The 16,263-nt window shown below is 67.5% G+C and carries 15 protein-coding genes; 12 read left to right on the top strand and 3 right to left on the bottom strand.

The genetic code is table 11. The features are described from left to right. Positions 1-42: 42 nt before the first annotated feature. Both U5760_RS05795 and U5760_RS05790 read left to right on the top strand, forming a co-directional pair. The gene (locus U5760_RS05795) at positions 43-705 is read left to right on the top strand and encodes a transcriptional regulator (protein WP_322010295.1); all 663 of its coding nucleotides are present in this window, start codon (positions 43-45) and stop codon (positions 703-705) included. Beyond that, positions 702-1,667 (top strand): threo-3-hydroxy-L-aspartate ammonia-lyase, encoded by a 966-nt coding sequence (locus U5760_RS05790; RefSeq protein WP_322010293.1) that lies wholly within the window; start codon positions 702-704, stop codon positions 1,665-1,667. The genes U5760_RS05795 and U5760_RS05790 overlap by 4 nt, the downstream gene beginning before the upstream one ends. 87 nt (positions 1,668-1,754) lie before the next feature. Here the strand turns inward: U5760_RS05790 and U5760_RS05785 are convergent, their stop codons facing one another. After that, entirely contained in the window at positions 1,755-2,663 is a 909-nt protein-coding gene (locus tag U5760_RS05785; RefSeq protein ID WP_322010291.1) for a LysR family transcriptional regulator, read from the bottom strand. Positions 2,664-2,762: 99 nt separating this feature from the next. Between U5760_RS05785 and U5760_RS05780 the strand changes: the two genes are divergently transcribed. The 3 genes from U5760_RS05780 to U5760_RS05770 all read left to right on the top strand — a co-directional run bounded on the left by U5760_RS05780 (position 2,763) and on the right by U5760_RS05770 (position 6,272). Next, positions 2,763-4,070 (top strand): MFS transporter, encoded by a 1,308-nt coding sequence (locus tag U5760_RS05780; RefSeq protein ID WP_322010289.1) that lies wholly within the window; start codon positions 2,763-2,765, stop codon positions 4,068-4,070. 724 nt (positions 4,071-4,794) lie between these two features. Further along, entirely contained in the window at positions 4,795-5,229 is a 435-nt protein-coding gene (locus tag U5760_RS05775) for a CHRD domain-containing protein (RefSeq protein ID WP_322010287.1), read from the top strand. A 47-nt stretch (positions 5,230-5,276) separates the two neighbouring features. Further along, positions 5,277-6,272, top strand: coding sequence for an alpha/beta hydrolase (locus U5760_RS05770; protein WP_322010285.1), 996 nt, complete (start codon positions 5,277-5,279; stop codon positions 6,270-6,272). On the opposite strand, the gene U5760_RS05765 is transcribed toward U5760_RS05770, so the two are convergent. Continuing rightward, on the bottom strand, positions 6,242-7,108 hold the full coding sequence (locus tag U5760_RS05765; protein ID WP_322010284.1) for an EcsC family protein: 867 nt from the start codon (positions 7,106-7,108) through the stop codon (positions 6,242-6,244). The two genes, U5760_RS05770 and U5760_RS05765, sit on opposite strands and share 31 nt — an antisense overlap. Before the next feature lie 145 nt (positions 7,109-7,253). Between U5760_RS05765 and U5760_RS05760 the strand changes: the two genes are divergently transcribed. Next, the gene (locus U5760_RS05760; RefSeq protein WP_322010283.1) at positions 7,254-8,849 is read left to right on the top strand and encodes an MDR family MFS transporter; all 1,596 of its coding nucleotides are present in this window, start codon (positions 7,254-7,256) and stop codon (positions 8,847-8,849) included. 41 nt (positions 8,850-8,890) lie between these two features. Beyond that, positions 8,891-9,364: a MarR family winged helix-turn-helix transcriptional regulator gene (locus U5760_RS05755; protein ID WP_322010281.1), complete on the top strand. Its 474-nt coding sequence runs from the start codon at positions 8,891-8,893 to the stop codon at positions 9,362-9,364. A gap of 27 nt (positions 9,365-9,391) precedes the next feature. Here U5760_RS05755 and U5760_RS05750 read toward each other — a convergent pair whose 3' ends face one another. Beyond that, positions 9,392-10,684, bottom strand: coding sequence for an amino acid deaminase (locus tag U5760_RS05750; RefSeq protein WP_322010280.1), 1,293 nt, complete (start codon positions 10,682-10,684; stop codon positions 9,392-9,394). A gap of 182 nt (positions 10,685-10,866) precedes the next feature. Between U5760_RS05750 and U5760_RS05745 the strand changes: the two genes are divergently transcribed. The 5 genes from U5760_RS05745 to U5760_RS05725 all read left to right on the top strand — a co-directional run bounded on the left by U5760_RS05745 (position 10,867) and on the right by U5760_RS05725 (position 16,216). Continuing rightward, positions 10,867-11,817, top strand: coding sequence for a MurR/RpiR family transcriptional regulator (locus U5760_RS05745; RefSeq protein ID WP_322010278.1), 951 nt, complete (start codon positions 10,867-10,869; stop codon positions 11,815-11,817). Between the two features lie 21 nt (positions 11,818-11,838). After that, entirely contained in the window at positions 11,839-13,329 is a 1,491-nt protein-coding gene (locus tag U5760_RS05740; RefSeq protein ID WP_322010276.1) for a D-aminoacylase, read from the top strand. Positions 13,330-13,406: 77 nt separating this feature from the next. After that, positions 13,407-13,796: a RidA family protein gene (locus tag U5760_RS05735; RefSeq protein WP_322010274.1), complete on the top strand. Its 390-nt coding sequence runs from the start codon at positions 13,407-13,409 to the stop codon at positions 13,794-13,796. A 423-nt stretch (positions 13,797-14,219) separates the two neighbouring features. Then, positions 14,220-15,170 carry an IclR family transcriptional regulator gene (locus U5760_RS05730; protein WP_322010272.1) on the top strand — a complete coding sequence of 317 codons (951 nt, stop codon included), beginning with the start codon at positions 14,220-14,222 and terminating at the stop codon, positions 15,168-15,170. Then, positions 15,167-16,216, top strand: a complete 1,050-nt coding sequence (locus tag U5760_RS05725; RefSeq protein WP_322010270.1) for a 2-dehydro-3-deoxygalactonokinase — start codon at positions 15,167-15,169, stop codon at positions 16,214-16,216. The genes U5760_RS05730 and U5760_RS05725 overlap by 4 nt, the downstream gene beginning before the upstream one ends. Positions 16,217-16,263 lie beyond the last annotated feature (47 nt).

Raw genomic sequence — 16,263 nt, 5'->3', positions numbered from 1 at the left:
CCAGGAATTGACATTTTGTCGTAAACCGTCAAAATGTCATGCATGGCCAAGCCCGTCCCCTCCCATCCGTCCGCCCGCGAAAACCAGCTCCTCCTGCGCGAGGGGCGCAAGATCGTCGAGGCGCTTGGCCAGACGCTCGCGCCGCTCGTCGAGGTGGTGCTGCACGATCTCACGAAGCCTGAGCATTCCGTTGTCGCGATCGCGAACAATCTCTCCGGCCGCCAGGTCGGCGAAGCCGCCACGGAACTGGGCCTCGCGCGCATGACCGACCCCGGCTTTCCCGAGGTCGTGCCGAACTATCCCAATACGTTTCCCGATGGCCGTCCGGTCAAGAGCACCTCGATCGGCCTGAAGAACAGCGCGGGCGATTACGTCGCGGCGATCTGCCTGAACATGGATGTCTCGTTGCTCGGCGCGGTGACGGCGGGCCTCGGCCAGCTGATGCGCACCGGCGCGGCGGCGCCCGTTGCCGAAACGCTCGGTCCGCGCGCGAGCGACGATGTACGCGCCGCGCTCGAACGCTTTGCCGCCGCGCGCAACACCACGCCCATCGGCATGACGCTCGCCCAGCGCCGCGATGCGGTGCGCGAGCTTGCCGAAAGCGGCCATCTCAACCTGCGCCATGCGCTGGCCGAAGTGGCGCGCACGCTCGGCGTCGCGCGTTCGACCGTCTACACCTACCTGCCTACGGAAGACCGATCATGAGTACCTTGCCGATTTCCTTCGAAGACGTCGCCGCCGCGCACGAGCGCATTCGCGGCATCGCGCATCGCACGCCGGTGCTGACCTCGACCACGGCCAACGAGCGCACGGGCGCCGAGCTCTTCTTCAAATGCGAGAGTTTCCAGCGCATGGGCGCGTTCAAGTTCCGCGGCGCCTACAACGCCATCGCGCAGTTCACGCCCGAGCAGAAGGCGGGCGGCGTGATCACCTTTTCGTCGGGCAATCACGCTCAGGCCATCGCGCTTTCAGCGAAGCTGCTGGGCGTGAAGGCCGTGATCGTGATGCCGGGCGACGCGCCGGCCATCAAGGTCGAGGCCACGCGCGGCTACGGCGGCGAGGTGATTTTCTACGACCGTTATACGGAAGACCGCGAGGCGCTCGGCAAGCGTCTTGCGGCGGAGCGCGGGCTCACGCTCATTCCGCCCTACGATCATCCGCACGTGATGGCCGGGCAGGGCACCGCCGCAAAGGAACTCTTCGAGGAGGTGGGCGCGCTCGACATGCTGTTCGTGCCGCTGGGCGGCGGCGGGCTGCTGTCCGGCTGCGCGACTGCGGCACATGCGCTCGCGCCGGCCTGCACGGTGATCGGCGTGGAGCCCGAGGCGGGCAACGACGGTCAACGCAGTCTGCAGACGGGCTCGATCGTGCATATCGAAACGCCGAAAACGCTCGCCGACGGCGCGCAGACGCAGCATCTGGGCGACTACACCTTTGCGGTGATCCGCGAGCGCGTGCGCGAGATCGTCACGGTGAGCGATGCCGAACTCGTCGAGGCGATGAAGTTCTTCGCGAGCCGCATGAAGATCGTGGTCGAGCCCACGGGTTGTCTCGCGGCGGCCGCGGTGCTCTCGCAAAAGCTGGATGTGCGCGGCAAGCGCGTGGGGATCGTCATTTCGGGCGGCAACGTCGATCTGCAGCGCTTCGCGCAGCTCACCGGCAACTGACCGGGCATGATTGGGCCTGACCAGGCCTGACCGGGCGATGGCGCGAGAGCCGTCGTCCACGGCCGGTTTGCCCATCTCCCGCGGCGCTCAGCCGAGCAGATCGGCGAGCGCCGCGCGTGCGTTGGTGACGTGCTCGGCTTCGCCCGGGCGCGCGGGCAGCAGATGGAATTCGGCGGCGGGCAGCGCGGGCAACCCGAGCGACGCCGGACACGGAATCAACCCCGCCCCCAGCGACGATTCGTTCAGGCACGAAATCCCGAGCCCCGCCTTCAGCGCGAGTTGCAGCCCGGCCACGCCCGACGCCGAGTGCGAGATCAGGTAGGGAATCCGCTTCGCGTCGAGCAGCTTCACGACATAACGTTGCAACTGGCACGTGGAGGGCAGCAGCACGAGCGGAAACGGCGGCGTGGGCGGTCCATCTTCGCGCAGCGTCGGCGTGGCGCCCACCCACACGAGCTTTTCCCGGCGGACCACCGTGCTGCGCCCCGTCGTGCCGCTCGCGTCGGAGTTGCCGTTGGCGCGCTTCGCGGAGTCGTCCACGATGCGCAGCGACAGGCCGATGTCGTAGGCGTTGTCGTCGGCGCTGCCGTCGATCACGGCGCTCGGCAGGACCGTCACGTGCAGCCGCAGCCGCGGATGCTGGCTGGCGAAGCGCCGCAGGATCTCCGCCACGTCGTGCGGCCGGTAGTAGTCGGTGATGGCAAGGCGCAGCTCGCCGTCGAGCGAGCGGCCGAGCATGTCGTCGTAGGCGGCGTCGCAGAGCGCGACGATGCGGCGCGCGTGCTCGAGCAGCTTCGCGCCGGCCGGCGTGGCGGCGACGCCTTGCTTGCTGCGCGTGAAGAGCGGTTGCCCGATGCGGTCTTCGAGCTTTTTCAACTGCTCGCTCACCGACGACTGCGAGAGGAACACGCGCTCCGCCCCGCCCGACACGCTGCCCGCTTCCGTGACGGCGATGAAGGTCCGAAGCTGCGCCAGATCGAAACCACGTGCATTCATGATTCGGAATTTCCGATTTGATCGATTGGAATTTCCTGCTTTTCCGATAGATGCTGCGCTCGTACGATGCCTTCAGTCAATCTTTTTCTGGAGGCTGTCATGAAGCGCATTACGGCTCGCGGTGCAGGTCACCGCTGGAAGGTACTGGGCATCGGCGTTGCCGCCAATGCCAGCTTTGCCGCGGCATTCGCCGGCATTCCCGCGACGGCGGTTCTGCTGCGCTCGGACTACCGCATCGGCAATGGCGAACTGGGTTTCGTGCTCGGCATGCTGGGTCTTGGCATCGTGTTGAGCGAATTGCCGTGGGGGCTGCTCACCGATCGCTGGGGCGATCGCCGCGTGCTGCTCACGGGACTGGGCGCGACGGCCGCGGCGCTGCTCGCGATGGCCTGCTGGGGATCGCCCGAGGGTGCGCGGGTGCCCGCTGTCGCGACGCTGGCGGCGGGTTTTCTCGCCATCGGGCTGCTGGGCGGCAGCGTCAACGGTTCGAGCGGGCGGGCGGTGATGGCGTGGTTCAGTGCCGGCGAGCGCGGCCTGGCCATGAGCATTCGCCAGACCGCGGTGCCGACGGGCGCGGGCATCGGCGCGCTGCTGCTGCCGGTCGTCGCGATGCACGTGGGGTTCGCGTGGGTGTACGTCGTACTGGCCGCCATGTGTCTGCTGTCTGCATTCCTCACCATTATCTGGTTGCACGAACCCGAAGCGGCGGCCCAGGCCGGCGGCGCGGCGAATCCGGCCATCGAGGCAACGCGCGCCATCTCGCCCTTGCGTAGCGTGCCCGTGTGGCGCGTGGTCCTCGGCATTGCGGCGCTGTGCATGCCGCAGGTCGCGGTGCTCTCGTTTGCCAGCATCTTCCTGCATGACGTGGGACACGCGGGCACGGTGGCGGTCGGTGCGACCCTCGCGACGGTGCAGGGCGGCGCCGCGATCATGCGCGTGTGGAGCGGCCGCTGGACCGACCGGCACGGCAACCGTCACGCCTACTTGCGTGCCTGTGCGGCGCTCACCGTCGTGCTGTTCGCGCTGCTCGCCGCGCTCACTGCATGGACCGGGCACGGTACGCGTGACGCCGCGGCGTTTGTCGTGCCGCTGGCGGTGGTGCTGGTGCTGGGCGGCATAAGCGCGTCGGCCTGGCACGGCGTCGCATTTACCGAGCTCGCGACACTCGCCGGCAACGGGCGCGTCGGCACGGCGCTCGCGATGGGCAACACCGGCGCGTTCATCGCTTTCTGGCTGGCGCCTTCTGCGATTCCGCTGCTGCTGTCCGTGTTTGCATGGCCCTCGGTGTGGGTGGCCGCCGCCGCATGTGCCGCGCTGGCCTGGCCGGCGTTTCCTCAGGCGGGTGCCTCGCCGGTTGCGCGCACGACGGCTGCACGGGAACGGACGCGCTCGCGGGCGGCGGTATGAATGCGGATCGCGCTTCGCGCTGATCGGGCGGTTCCGAAATCCGGCGGCGCATTGAATCGCATAACTTATTAAATCGATGAATCAACGTGGCGCTTTGAAAACCGCCGATTCATACCGTCGTCATTCGAGGCGCATAAAAGAGGCCGGTGCCACGAGACTTGCCGCCGTCATAGCCGTCATGGAACAGTCACACGGCGGCACCGTGGCGCAAAGGCAAGCTGCAATGCTTGCCTGAGCAGTGGATTCGCTGACACTACCGCATCTGGATTGCCGGCGACAGGCGAAAAAAAACGCGGCCGAAGCCGCGTTCAAGCTTGGAGACCCTTCGATGAAGAGTCACTTCTCGCATGTCGTAGCTTAATTACTGTCTCGAAAAAAATCGAGACAAAAACCATCAATTAACTATTACGAGAAATATCGGTAATCGACGGGGAAAGGCGCGTCCAACGTTCGAAATCGGTCTACCGCGAAATCCACGGACGACCGTGTCTTTGCCGGGATCTGACGCTGCCCGGGAATCGCGATGATTATCTGTACCAGGGCCCCGTGACGCCGCATGGCCGCGTCGGCCGGTTCGATGGAGATCGCCCCTGCGCGCCATGCTCCGCGCAACTGCATCCGGGCGCAGCGGAAAGCATCGGACGCTGTCCCGAAATTTGCTCTAGCATGTGGGTGCGCTGCGTCGGCCAGACGATGCGGCGTACCACAACAACGGAGAATTTTCATGATTGCGCTTCGTCCGCTGCAGTTCGCTCTCGCCCTGTGTGTCCTTGCTTCGAGTGCCGCATTCGCCGACACCGTCGCGCTCAAGGCCGATCTCCAGCCGTCCAGCGAGGTCCCGCCGCGCGTGAGCCACGGCCACGGCGAGCTCGACGCCAGCTACGACACGTCCACGAAGTCGCTGCAGTGGACGGTGACTTACGCCGACCTGTCGAGCCCCATCACGGCCGCTCACTTCCACGGTCCTGCGCCCGTCGGGCAGAACGCCAAGGTGCAGGTGCCGATCGCCAAGTCCGATCTGCCGAGCCCGATCAAGGGATCGGCGACGCTCGACGACAAGCAGGCCGCCGACCTCATGGCCGGCCAGTGGTACTTCAATATCCATACGCAGCAGAATCCGGCCGGCGAAATTCGCGGCCAGGTGTTGCCGGCCAACTGATGGGGCAGCGCGGGCGTCTTGCTCGATGCGCGTGAGAGGGCGGGCCGATGAGCTGGCAAAACAGGCTGATCTGCTGGTATTTGCGGCGCCACTTCCTGCCCGCCACGCGCGAACCGGTCGACGTCGCGCGCGTGCGGGCGCGTACGGCGCGGCGGGTGTGGTCGCCGCAGGCGCCCGCCGGTTTCGATCTGCGCGAGCATTACGCCGCCGGCGATGCACCTTTGCGCGGCGAGTGGCTCGTGCGCCAGGCGCCAAAGAGCGGCGATGTGCCCGGTGACGGGGACCGTGAAGCGCGCACCCTCCTCTATCTGCACGGCGGCGGGTACTACTTCTGCTCGCCGCAAACACACCGGGCAATCACGTTTGGCCTCGCGCTCCGGACCGGGGCCGACGTGTTCTCGCTCGACTATCGTCTTGCGCCCGAACATCCGTTCCCGGCCGCGATCGACGATGCGCTGGCCGCCTATCGTCAACTGGTGGCGAGCGGACGCCGGCCGGAATCGATCGTGATCGCCGGGGATTCGGCGGGCGGCGGTCTCGCGCTCGCCACGCTCGTTGCACTGCGTGACCTCGGCGACGCGTTGCCCGCCGGCGCGGTGCTCTACTCGCCGTGGACCGATCTGGCGTCGACGGGCGCCTCGATCCGGACCAACGACGGACGCGATCCCATGTTCTGCGGCGAGGTGTTTGCCCGCGTCGCGCCGCTTTATCTCGGCGCGGAGCGTGCGACGCATCCCTATGCGTCGCCGGTGTATGCCGATCTGCACGGCCTGCCGCCGCTTTTCATGCGGGCGGGCAGCACGGAAACGCTGCTCGACGACACGCTGCGCGTGGCGGCTCGGGCGCGCGCCGCCGGCGTGAGCGTGGAGTGCGAGATCGGTTCCGGCCTGCCGCACGTCTGGCCCATCTTCGCGCCTTTCCTGCCCGAAGCCCGGCGCGCACTCGACGACACCGCGCGCTTCGTGCGCCGCGTCACAAGCGCGGCAAGCGGCGCCGCTGCGCAGCCCGGCCCTCAGTCGAGCGAGACGTCGATCGCATCGTAGGCCGCGTGCACGGCGGCCTCGCCGTATCGGCGTTCGAGCCGGCGCACGGTGAAGTGGCCGTGGGCGACGTGCTGGAAGTGGTCGATGAATACCGTGTTGACCATCGCGCCCAGCACCGCGCCAATTGCTGGAATCGACTTGGCGGCCACCTGTTCGCTCACCTGCACGGAGAAGCGCGCGGCGATGGTTTGCATGAGCTTGAGCAGTGCCGTCGATCCGTGCGCGGCGAAGCCCTTCGTCGCCATTTCCGACGACGCCTTCGACACGGCCTGCGCGAGCGCGCCGCGCACGATGAAGTAACCGAAGTCGGCTTCGTCGTCGGCCGTCGAGCGGCCGCCCATGCCGAAGACGGTCAGGCATTGCAGCTGCGCGTCCGGATGGGCGAGATCCTCGCCTTCGCTGCGCGCAATGTCGCAGATCGAGCGGAACATCAGCGTGGTGGTCACCGGCAGCTCCACCGGCAGCGCGAAGAAGCCGAAGGCGCCGCCGGCGGCGCCCGTGGTCGCCACGGCGAACTTGTGCAGCAGGTTATTCGGCTTCGCCACCGGCGCACCGGTTTCGCCGGCAGCGCCGTTGCCGCCCTTGCCGAGCGTTTTCAGCGCGATCTGCAGGCATTTGCGCAAGGCCGCCTGGGTGGCCTCGTTCACCTTGTCGCTGGCGAGCGTGGGCAGCCGCTCGATCATCTTCTCCACGGGCGCGCCGACGATGGCGGCCAGCTTCATGCCGAGCGGCGGGCTTTCGAGTTCGTGCCTGGCGCGCCGCAGCGCGGCCAGATCGGCTTCGGAGAGGGTCCCGGCGAGGTCCGGGATGCCGGTGGTGTCGGGCTGTGTCCCCATAAATCTCCCGATGGTGGTGCGTGGATGGTGCGTGGACGGCGGGCGGGGCGACGACGCGCCGGCCGTCCACGAGCACCCAGTGTAGAGGATTGCGCCGTGCTATGATGCTAATTCTTTGACGCGTCAACTGTTGCTGGATCAAAAAATGGCCGTTCATACTGCCGCCCACCATTCAAGCGGGCAGGTTCTGCCGTTCCGGGAGTCGCTGCTCGCGATGCTCGGCGTTTCTTTCGTGACCATGCTGGTCGCGCTCGATCAAACCGTCGTCGGCACCGCGCTGCCCACCATCGTCGCCGAACTGCGCGGCTTCGAGCTTTACGCCTGGGTCGCCACGTCGTATCTGCTGACTTCGGTCATCACCGTCCCCATCTTCGGCCGGCTCGGCGACTACTACGGGCGCAAGCCGTTCGTGATCGCCTCGATCGTCGTCTTCACGCTCGCCTCGGTCCTGTGCGGCGCGGCCAACAGCATGTTGTTCCTCGTGATCGCGCGCGGCCTGCAAGGCATCGGCGGCGGCATGCTGGTCGGCACCGCGTTCGCCTGCATTCCCGATCTTTTTCCCGATTCCGTGGTGCGGCTGCGCTGGCAGGTATTGATGAGTTCCGCGTTCGGCATCGCCAACGCGATCGGGCCGTCGCTGGGCGGTTTTCTCACGCAGTACTGCGGCTGGCGTTCCGTCTTCTACGTGAATCTGCCGGTCGGGCTCATCTCGCTTTTCTTCGTCTGGCGCTATCTGCCGCACTTGCGTCATGTCGTCCACGAGACGCGCATGCGCCTCGACTGGCCCGGCGCGCTCCTGATCGCCGTCGCGCTCGGCTGCCTGCAGCTCTTCGTCGAAATGCTGCCGAAACACGGCGTGACGTTCTCCGCGCTGGCTCTGCTCGCGGCGGCCGTCGCGGCCGCCTGGGCGCTGTGGCACTGGGAGCGCCGCTGTCCGCAAGCGATCCTGCCCGTCGACATGTTCCGCAATCCGAGTCTGAACGCGCTCTTCACGCTGGCCGTGCTCGGCGGCTTCTCGATGTTCTCGCTGCTGTTCTACGCGCCGCTCCTGTTCCAGGGCGGTTTCGGCATGTCGCCGAAGGAGGCGGGCGTCGTCATCACGCCGCTCGTGGTGTTCATCACCATCGGCAGCATTGCGAACGGCCGCATCGTTTCGCGCATCCGCAATCCGAATCTCATGCTCTACATCGGCTTCGCGATGATCGCGGCCGCGTGTTTCGCCGTGGTGATCGCAACGCGCAGCACGCCGCGCTCGCTCCTGATGACACTGATGATCGTGGGCGGTCTCGGCCTTGGCTTCGTGATGCCCAATCTCACCGTGTTCGCGCAGCAGACGGCGGGGCGCGAGCACCTGGGCATTGCCACGGCGCTGCTGCAATCGCTGCGCATGATCGGTGGGATGATCGGCACGGCGCTCACCGGCACGCTCGTCACGCACCTGTACGCGCGCGGCGTGCAAAGCGCGCTCGACGCCGATCACGCCAGCCACTGGCTGCCGCAACTGGCCGATCCGCAGATCCTCATCAATCGCGACGCGCAGACCACGCTGCTCGGCGACCTCGCGCACGCGGGGCACAACGGCGCGGCGCTGCTGGAGGCGGCGCGCGAGGCGCTAGTCGGCGCGATTCATCTGGGCATTGCGATGGCGGCGGCGATTGCGCTGGTGTCGATCTGGCAGACTCGCCGGGTGCCGCCCATCAAGCTGCACCGCAAGGTCGAACCCGTCGTCCACGCGGACTGACGGCGCGGCCCGCGCGCGACGGCTCTCACTCGAAACACGATATGGATACACAGGATCGCATCGCCATCGTCCAGCAGTTCGGCCGGACCTACCGCACCTTCATGGCGGCGTTCGAGGCCCAGGTGGGCATGCCGATGCCGCGCTGGCGCATCCTGCTGGCGCTCTACGACCAGGCGGGCGAGTCGTCGCAAAAGCGCCTCGTCGAGCGCCTGCGCGTGGACCCGGGCGCGCTCACGCGGCAGTTGAAGGCGCTGGAATCGCTCGGCTGGATCACGCGCAGCGCGGATCTGCGCGACAACCGCATCACGAACGTGAGACTGACCGGGACCGGGCGCGCGGCCACCGAAGCGTGCCTGCCGCGCCGCAACGCGTTTCTGAACCTGACGATGTCGCTGCCCGACGACACCCTGGCCGCGCTCTCAGGCGCGCTGCGCATGATGGAGGAGCGGATTGGCCAGGCGGCCGTCGCGCAGCCTGTCGTGCAGCCTGAAGCGCAGGAGAGCGGCGGCGCCTGAGCGGGCGCCTGGGGCCAGGCAGAAGAATCAGAAGAACGTTTCGATCACTTCCTTCACGCGATACGACGGATCGACCAGCAGCACCTGGCGCCACTTGTCGAACGTGAGGCAGGGGTGCGAGATGTCGAAGCCGATCATGTCGCCCACCTCGATATCGGCGCCTGCGGGAATCTGCAGGTAGGCGTGCTGGTCCATCATCTGGAACACTTCCCAGCCTTCGCTTGCCGCGATCTCGCGCGGTGCTGCGCCGACCTTGCCGTCGCGCGAAGGGCGGTAGTGACGCGACGGCTCGGGGAAGCCGGCATCGAAGGCCGCATCGCGCTTGCCGAAGCCGACGATCGCGCGGCCCGGCTCCGGAATCGACTGCACATAGGCCCAGAGCTGCAGCGCGGGCAGCAGCGCGACGCCCATTTCGCGCGCCACCGGATTGCGCGTGAGGATCTGCGACTGCGCCTGCTTGTACACGCCCACGTCGTGCGTCACGTAGCAGCCGGGGCGCAGCACCACGTCGATCACGCCGGCTTCGGAGGCCGGCGCGAACTCTTCCGCCACCACGTCGTACCAGGCCGATCCCGCGCCCGAAAGCAGCGCGGGCGTGCGCGCGAAGCGGCCCTGTGCGGCCAGTTCCTTCGTCACGTTGATCGCGTCGCGCAGGAAGGTGCGCACTTCGCTTTCTTCCTTGAGGATACCTTCGTAAATTTCGACGCCCGCGAGCTTGAGCGAATCGGGATAACGGCCGATCGCCTCGACCACGGCGCGGCGCGTTTCGGCGTCGCGCACGCCGGTGCGCCCGCGCGGCACGCCCAGTTCGAGCAGCACGTTTAGCGTGCGCCGCGCCGAGCGGAAGAATTCACCCAGTTGTTCGACGCCTGCCACCGAATCGACGAGACAGAAGAACTCGAAGTCGGGATCAGAGAGCAGCTCGGCGATCATCGTCATGTTCTGGCGGCCCACCAGCTGGTTGGCCATCAGCACGCGCGAGATGCCGCCGCGATAGGCGGCGCGCGTCTGGTGCGCGGTCGCGAGCGTGATGCCCCAGGCGCCCGTGTCGATCTGGCGGCGAAAGAGCTGCGGCGCCATGGTCGTCTTGCCGTGCGGCGCGAGCTTCACGCCATAGCGGGCGACGAAATCCTGCATCCATTTCAGGTTGTGCTCGACGCGGTCTTCGTAGAGCACGGCGGCGGGCAGGCTCACGTCTTCGTTCAGCAGGTTCCATTCGAACCGCCCGGCATCGACGAGCTGCACGCTCGTGCCGGGCACGTTGCCGAGACCCTTGCTGTTCGGGTCGATCGTCGCCCCCTGATAGTTTGTAACTTTCATTTCCATTCGCTCCGTTGCGCTGCTGGCTGATTATCCGGCATTGGTCCGGCATTGACCGGGAGATAGTACACAAAGTACCATCTCCGCGTGAATTGTTATTTACTAACAAAGCCCGGCCGTGTTTTCGTCAGAGTTTTTGTCGGATTCGCGGCCGGTCCGGTGAACGTCTTTCGTCCGTCCCCATGAATTCAGCCGCCGAACCCGGCGCATTTGCCGGCCGATTCGATATCGTGGCACGCATTGCGGGCTGTGTGCCGGCGCTGCGCCCGGCCGAGCGCGAAGTCGCCGCGCTGATTCTCGACGACCTCGCGGGCGCCGCGCGTGCGAGCATCGGCGAACTCGCGCAGCGCGCTGGCGTGAGCGTGGCATCGGTTACGCGTTTTGCCAAGGCGGTGGGCTGCGCGGACGTGCGCGAACTGAAGCTGCGCATCGCGCAGGCCGCGGCGGTGGGCGAGCGTTTCCTGCGCGGCGGGGCAGCGGGCCAGGCGCGCGGCGCCGGCCGGCGCAGTGCAGCAAAACGCAGCGCGGAAGCCGCGCCCCGGTCGCTCGCCACGCGCGTCTACGACGAAATCGAGGAGGCGCTCGCGCGCAATCACGAATTGCTGCGCCAGGCGCCGCTTGCCGAGGCCGCCGCCGCGCTTTCGTCCGCCCGCATGATCTACGTGTTCGGCATGGGCGGCGGCTCGACGGCGCTGGCCGACGAAATGCGCTTTCGCCTCGTGCGCCTCGGCCGGCCGGTCGCGTCGTATCAGGACAGCCTGCTGCAGCGCATGGTGGCGAGCACGATGTCGCCCGAGTGCGTGGTGGTCGCGCTTTCCGTGACGGGGCGCGTGCCCGAACTGCTCGACAGCTGCCGGGTCGCGCGCGACTACGGCGCGAAGGTGATCGCGCTCACGGCGCCCGCCTCGCCGCTCGCTGCGCTCGCCGACTGGCTCGTGCCGATCGTTGCGAGCGAAACCGATTTCATCTACAAGCCGTCGTCGTCGCGCTACGCGATGATGATGGCGCTCGACGTGCTCGTGACCGAACTCGCGCTTACGCAGCCCGAGGCCACCCGCGAGCTGCTGCGCCGCATGAAACATACGCTCGATGCGCACCGCGGCGGCGGCGAGCGCCAGCCGCTCGGCGATTGAGTTCCAGAGGAGGAGATATCCATGCATTCGCACCCTGAAGCCGCAGATACGCTGATCGTCGGCGCCATGCTCTACGACGGCGCCGGCGCGCCGCCCGTCGAACGCGACGTGGCGCTGCGCGACGGCCGCATCGCGGCGATCGGCAACCTCTCGAACTGGCTGGCCGAGGAGGTGATCGAGGCGAACGGGCGCGCGCTCGCGCCGGGCTTCATCGACGTCCACACCCACGACGACACGCACGTGATCCGCTCGCCGCAAATGCTGCCGAAGATCAGCCAGGGCGTGACGACGGTGATCGTCGGCAACTGCGGCATCAGTGCGTCGCCGGTGACGCTCAAGGGCGATCCGCCCGATCCGATGAATCTGCTGGGCGAGCGCGACGCGTTTCGTTATCCCACCTTCGCCGCTTATGTCGACGCGGTGAATGCGGCGCAGCCGGCCGTAAACGTCGGCGCGCTGATCGGCCATACCGCGCTGCGCAACAACCACATGGACAACCTCAAGCGCGCGGCCACGGCGGACGAAGTCGCCGGGATGCGCGTGCAGCTCGAAGAGGCGCTCGCGCACGGCGCGCTGGGGTTGTCGACGGGGCTCGCCTATGGTTCCGCCTACGAAGCCTCGACGGAAGAGGTCGCGACGCTCGCCGAGCCGCTCGCGGCAGCGGGCGCGCTCTACACGACGCACATGCGCACCGAGTTCGACGCGATCCTCGACGCCATGAACGAGGCGTATCACGTCGGCCGCCATGCGCGCGTGCCGGTGATCATCTCGCACCTCAAATGCGCGGGGCCTTCGAACTGGGGGCGCAGCGCCGAAGTGCTGGCGTCGCTCGACGGCGCGCGCAAGTATCAGCCGGTCGGCTGCGACTGCTACCCGTACAGCCGCAGCTCGTCGACGCTCGACCTCAAGCAGGTGACGGGCGACATCGACATCACGATCACCTGGTCCACTCCGCACCCGGAGCAGGCGGGCAAGCTCATCAAGGACATCGCCGCCGAATGGGGCGTCTCGCAGCAGGAAGCGGGCAAACGCCTGCAGCCGGCGGGCGCGGTCTATCACAACATGTCCGAAGACGACGTGCGGCGCATCCTCTCGCATCCGGCGACGATGGTGGGATCGGATGGCCTGCCGAACGACCCGCTGCCGCATCCGCGCCTGTGGGGTGCGTTTCCGCGTGTCCTCGGGCACTACGCGCGCGACGCGGCGCTGATTCCGCTCGAAGAGGCGGTGCGCAAGATGACGAGCCTGTCCGCGCGACGCTTCGGTCTCGCGCAGCGCGGCGAAGTGCACGTGGGCTGGCACGCCGACCTCGTGCTGTTCGATCCGGCGACGGTGCGCGACACCGCGACGTTCGACAAGCCGCAGCAGGTGGCGGACGGCATCGACGCGGTGTGGGTGAACGGCGTGCTGTCGTATCGCGACGGCACGCCTACCGGCGAGCGTGCGGGCCACTTCGTGGCGCGTGGCGCGCGCAGCGCGGCAGCGGCGAATGCGGAAGCCGCGGCATTCTGAATGAAGCAAACCCGAATTTTGACCCTCGGCGTGCCAGTCGCGTGCTGCGCGCCGAACGATCTGCAAGGAGCAAGACGATGAAACGAATTGGAGCGGAAGGCGGCAAGGGCCAGGGCGGACAACATCTGCCGTTCGCGCGTGCCGTGGAAGCGGACGGCTGGCTGTATGTCTCCGGCCAGACGCCGATGGAAGGCGGCGAGGTGATCAACGGCGGCATCGTCGAGCAGTCGCACAAGGCCATCCAGAATCTGTTCTCTATCCTGAAGGAAGCCGGTTACGGCGCGGAGCACGTGGTGCGCTGCGGCGTCTGGCTGGACGACGCGCGCGACTTCCAGTCGTTCAACAAGGTCTTCCGCGAATACTTCGGCGAGCATCCGCCGGCGCGCGCCTGCGTGCAGTCGAGCATGGTGGTGGACTGCAAGGTCGAGGTGGATTGCGTGGCCTACAAGGCGCCCGCGGGCAAGTAAGCGCGTGGCCCCCGGCTGGGGGTGACGCGAGGCGGTACGCGAAGGCGGTTCTCGAAAGAGGACCGCCTTTTTGTTTGGTGGGTGTTTGGTGGGCGGCCCGGCACAATATTCCCAATATTTGAGCACCACATTCACATATTGGAGATCTCGAAAAAACGGACCTACAATCCAGACCAACCGGAAGGCGTCTTCATCGCTGCGCCCCGGTTACCGACAAAGACGAGCCTGCCGCCTGCGGCAAGGCACACAAGATTCGGAGACATCGCCATGAACCTGCCAGCGTTGGGCGCTGCGCCGCCCCGGACGATCCGCCGCGCTTTCGCGCCCCGCCGTGCCATGTGCCTGGGCTCCCGCAGCGTCTGACGACGCGCGGTCCGTTTCCCGAATCCGACCCTGACCTTTTCGCTCATTCATCGCCCCGCCATGACCAAAGCGATGCCCACCTCACTCGCCGCGAGCCTGTCCGACGCCGAGGCTGCCGATGCCGCCGATGCCAGTCACGACGACGTCAAGCCCGCCGCGCAAAAGCCGCGCGCCGGCAACGACGAGATCGGACTCGCGGGGACGCTCCTCGACGGTTCCTCGCAGGCCGGCACGCAAACTTTGTTGCGCGGCCTCGCCATCCTCGAAGCCGCCGCGGCCGGCGTGCGCGACCTGCGCTCGTTCGGCGCGGTGCTCGGCACCACGCGCAGCACGACCCATCGTCTCGTTTCCAGCCTCGTGCAGGCGCGCTACCTGCGCCAGGTCCAGGGCGGCTACCTGCTCGGTCCGAAGCTGATCGAACTCGGCACCATTGCGCTTGAGCAGATGCCGCTCACGGCCGTCGCCCGCACTCATCTGGAGGCGCTTGCCGAAGCGACGCTCGACACGATTCACCTGGGCGTGCGCGACGGCGACGACGTGCTCTACATCGACAAGATTCCCGGCCAGCGCGGCCTCGAAATGCGTTCGCGCGTGGGGCACCGCATGCCGCTCGCCTCGACGGGCATCGGCAAGGCCATGATGCTGGACCTCGAACCGCCTTCGTGGCGCGCCTTGTTCGACGCGTCGCGCCGCACGCTCGCGGGCGTGAGCTTTCGCCCCGATCACAGTCTCGACCCGGATACCTTCATGAGGCGCATGGCGACCTATTCGGCCGGCGGGTACACCTTCGATCTGGAGGAGAACGAAATTTCCATCCGCTGCGTGGCCGCGCCGGTGCGCGACGCGTCGGGGGCGATCGTTGCGGCGCTTTCGGTGGCGAGCACGATTCCGTATATGCCGCTCGAACGCATGGACGAGCTGATTCCCGTCGTGCAGCGCGAAGCGCGCGCGATTTCCCAGGAGCTCGGCTGGCGCGCTCCGCAACCGGCTACGCGCAGGATTCGCCGATGAAGGCACAGGAGAAAGGCGCCACGGCCGCTCAGGATGCGCCGGACGTGGCCGCGCGCGCCGCGCTGATCGCGCTCGACTGGGGCACGACGTCGTTGCGCGCCTACTTGTTCGACGCAGCAGGCGAGGTGCTGGCAACCCGCGTTTCCACGGCCGGGATCATGAACCTGCCGATTCCTGCCGAAGCAGGCGGATTCGATACGGCGTTCGAGGAAGCGTGCGGCGTCTGGCTCGCCGCGGCCCCCTCGCTGCCGGTGCTCGCGGCGGGCATGGTGGGCAGCGCGCAGGGCTGGGTGCAGGCGCCCTATGTCGAAACGCCCGCGAGCGCTGATGCGCTGGTTGCGGGCATTGTGCGCGTGCGCACGGCGGGCGGCGTCGAACTCGCAGTCGTGCCGGGCGTGCTGGAGCAGGGCGCGTTGCCGAACGTGATGCGCGGCGAGGAAACCCAGGTTTTCGGCGCATTGCGCGGTGCCGCGACGCCCGAAGACGCGCAGACCGCGCTGATCGGCCTGCCTGGCACGCACGCGAAATGGGTGGTGGTGGAGGGCGGGCGTATCGCGCGCTTCTATACCTTCATGACGGGCGAGGTGTATGCGGCGCTCACGGCGCACACGATTCTGGGCCGCACGATGAAGCATCCCGTCGATCCGGATACGCCCGCGTTCGTGCGCGGCGTGAACGTGGCGCGCGAGCATGGCAGCGCGGGGCTGCTTGCGACGGCGTTCAGCGCGCGCACGCTGGGCCTGACCGGCCAGCTCGCCGCCGACGAGCAGCCCGACTATCTCTCGGGCCTCGTGATCGGCCATGAACTGCTGGGCCTGGAAGCTTCGCTGGCGCGACGGGATGTGTCGCTGGCCGCGTGCGCGCCGCAGCTGATCGGCACGGATGCGCTTTGCGAGCGCTATCGGCTCGCGCTGGAGCAGTTCGGCTGCAAGGGCGCGCGGCTCGCGCATCAGGCTACCGAGCGCGGACTGTGGCACATCGCGGTGAAGGCGGGTCTGGTTGTGCCGGACGCGCCCCCGGCGTCGATATCGCCCGTACCGCAATGAGCGCGCTCGAGCCGATATGAGCCGATATGAGCCAACACGAACCGACA

It is taken from the genome of Paraburkholderia sp. J12, assembly GCF_905220215.1.
Lineage (GTDB): Bacteria > Pseudomonadota > Gammaproteobacteria > Burkholderiales > Burkholderiaceae > Paraburkholderia.
The sequence above is the reverse complement of the archived record's forward strand: the minus strand, read 5'-3'. Positions and strand labels throughout refer to the sequence as shown.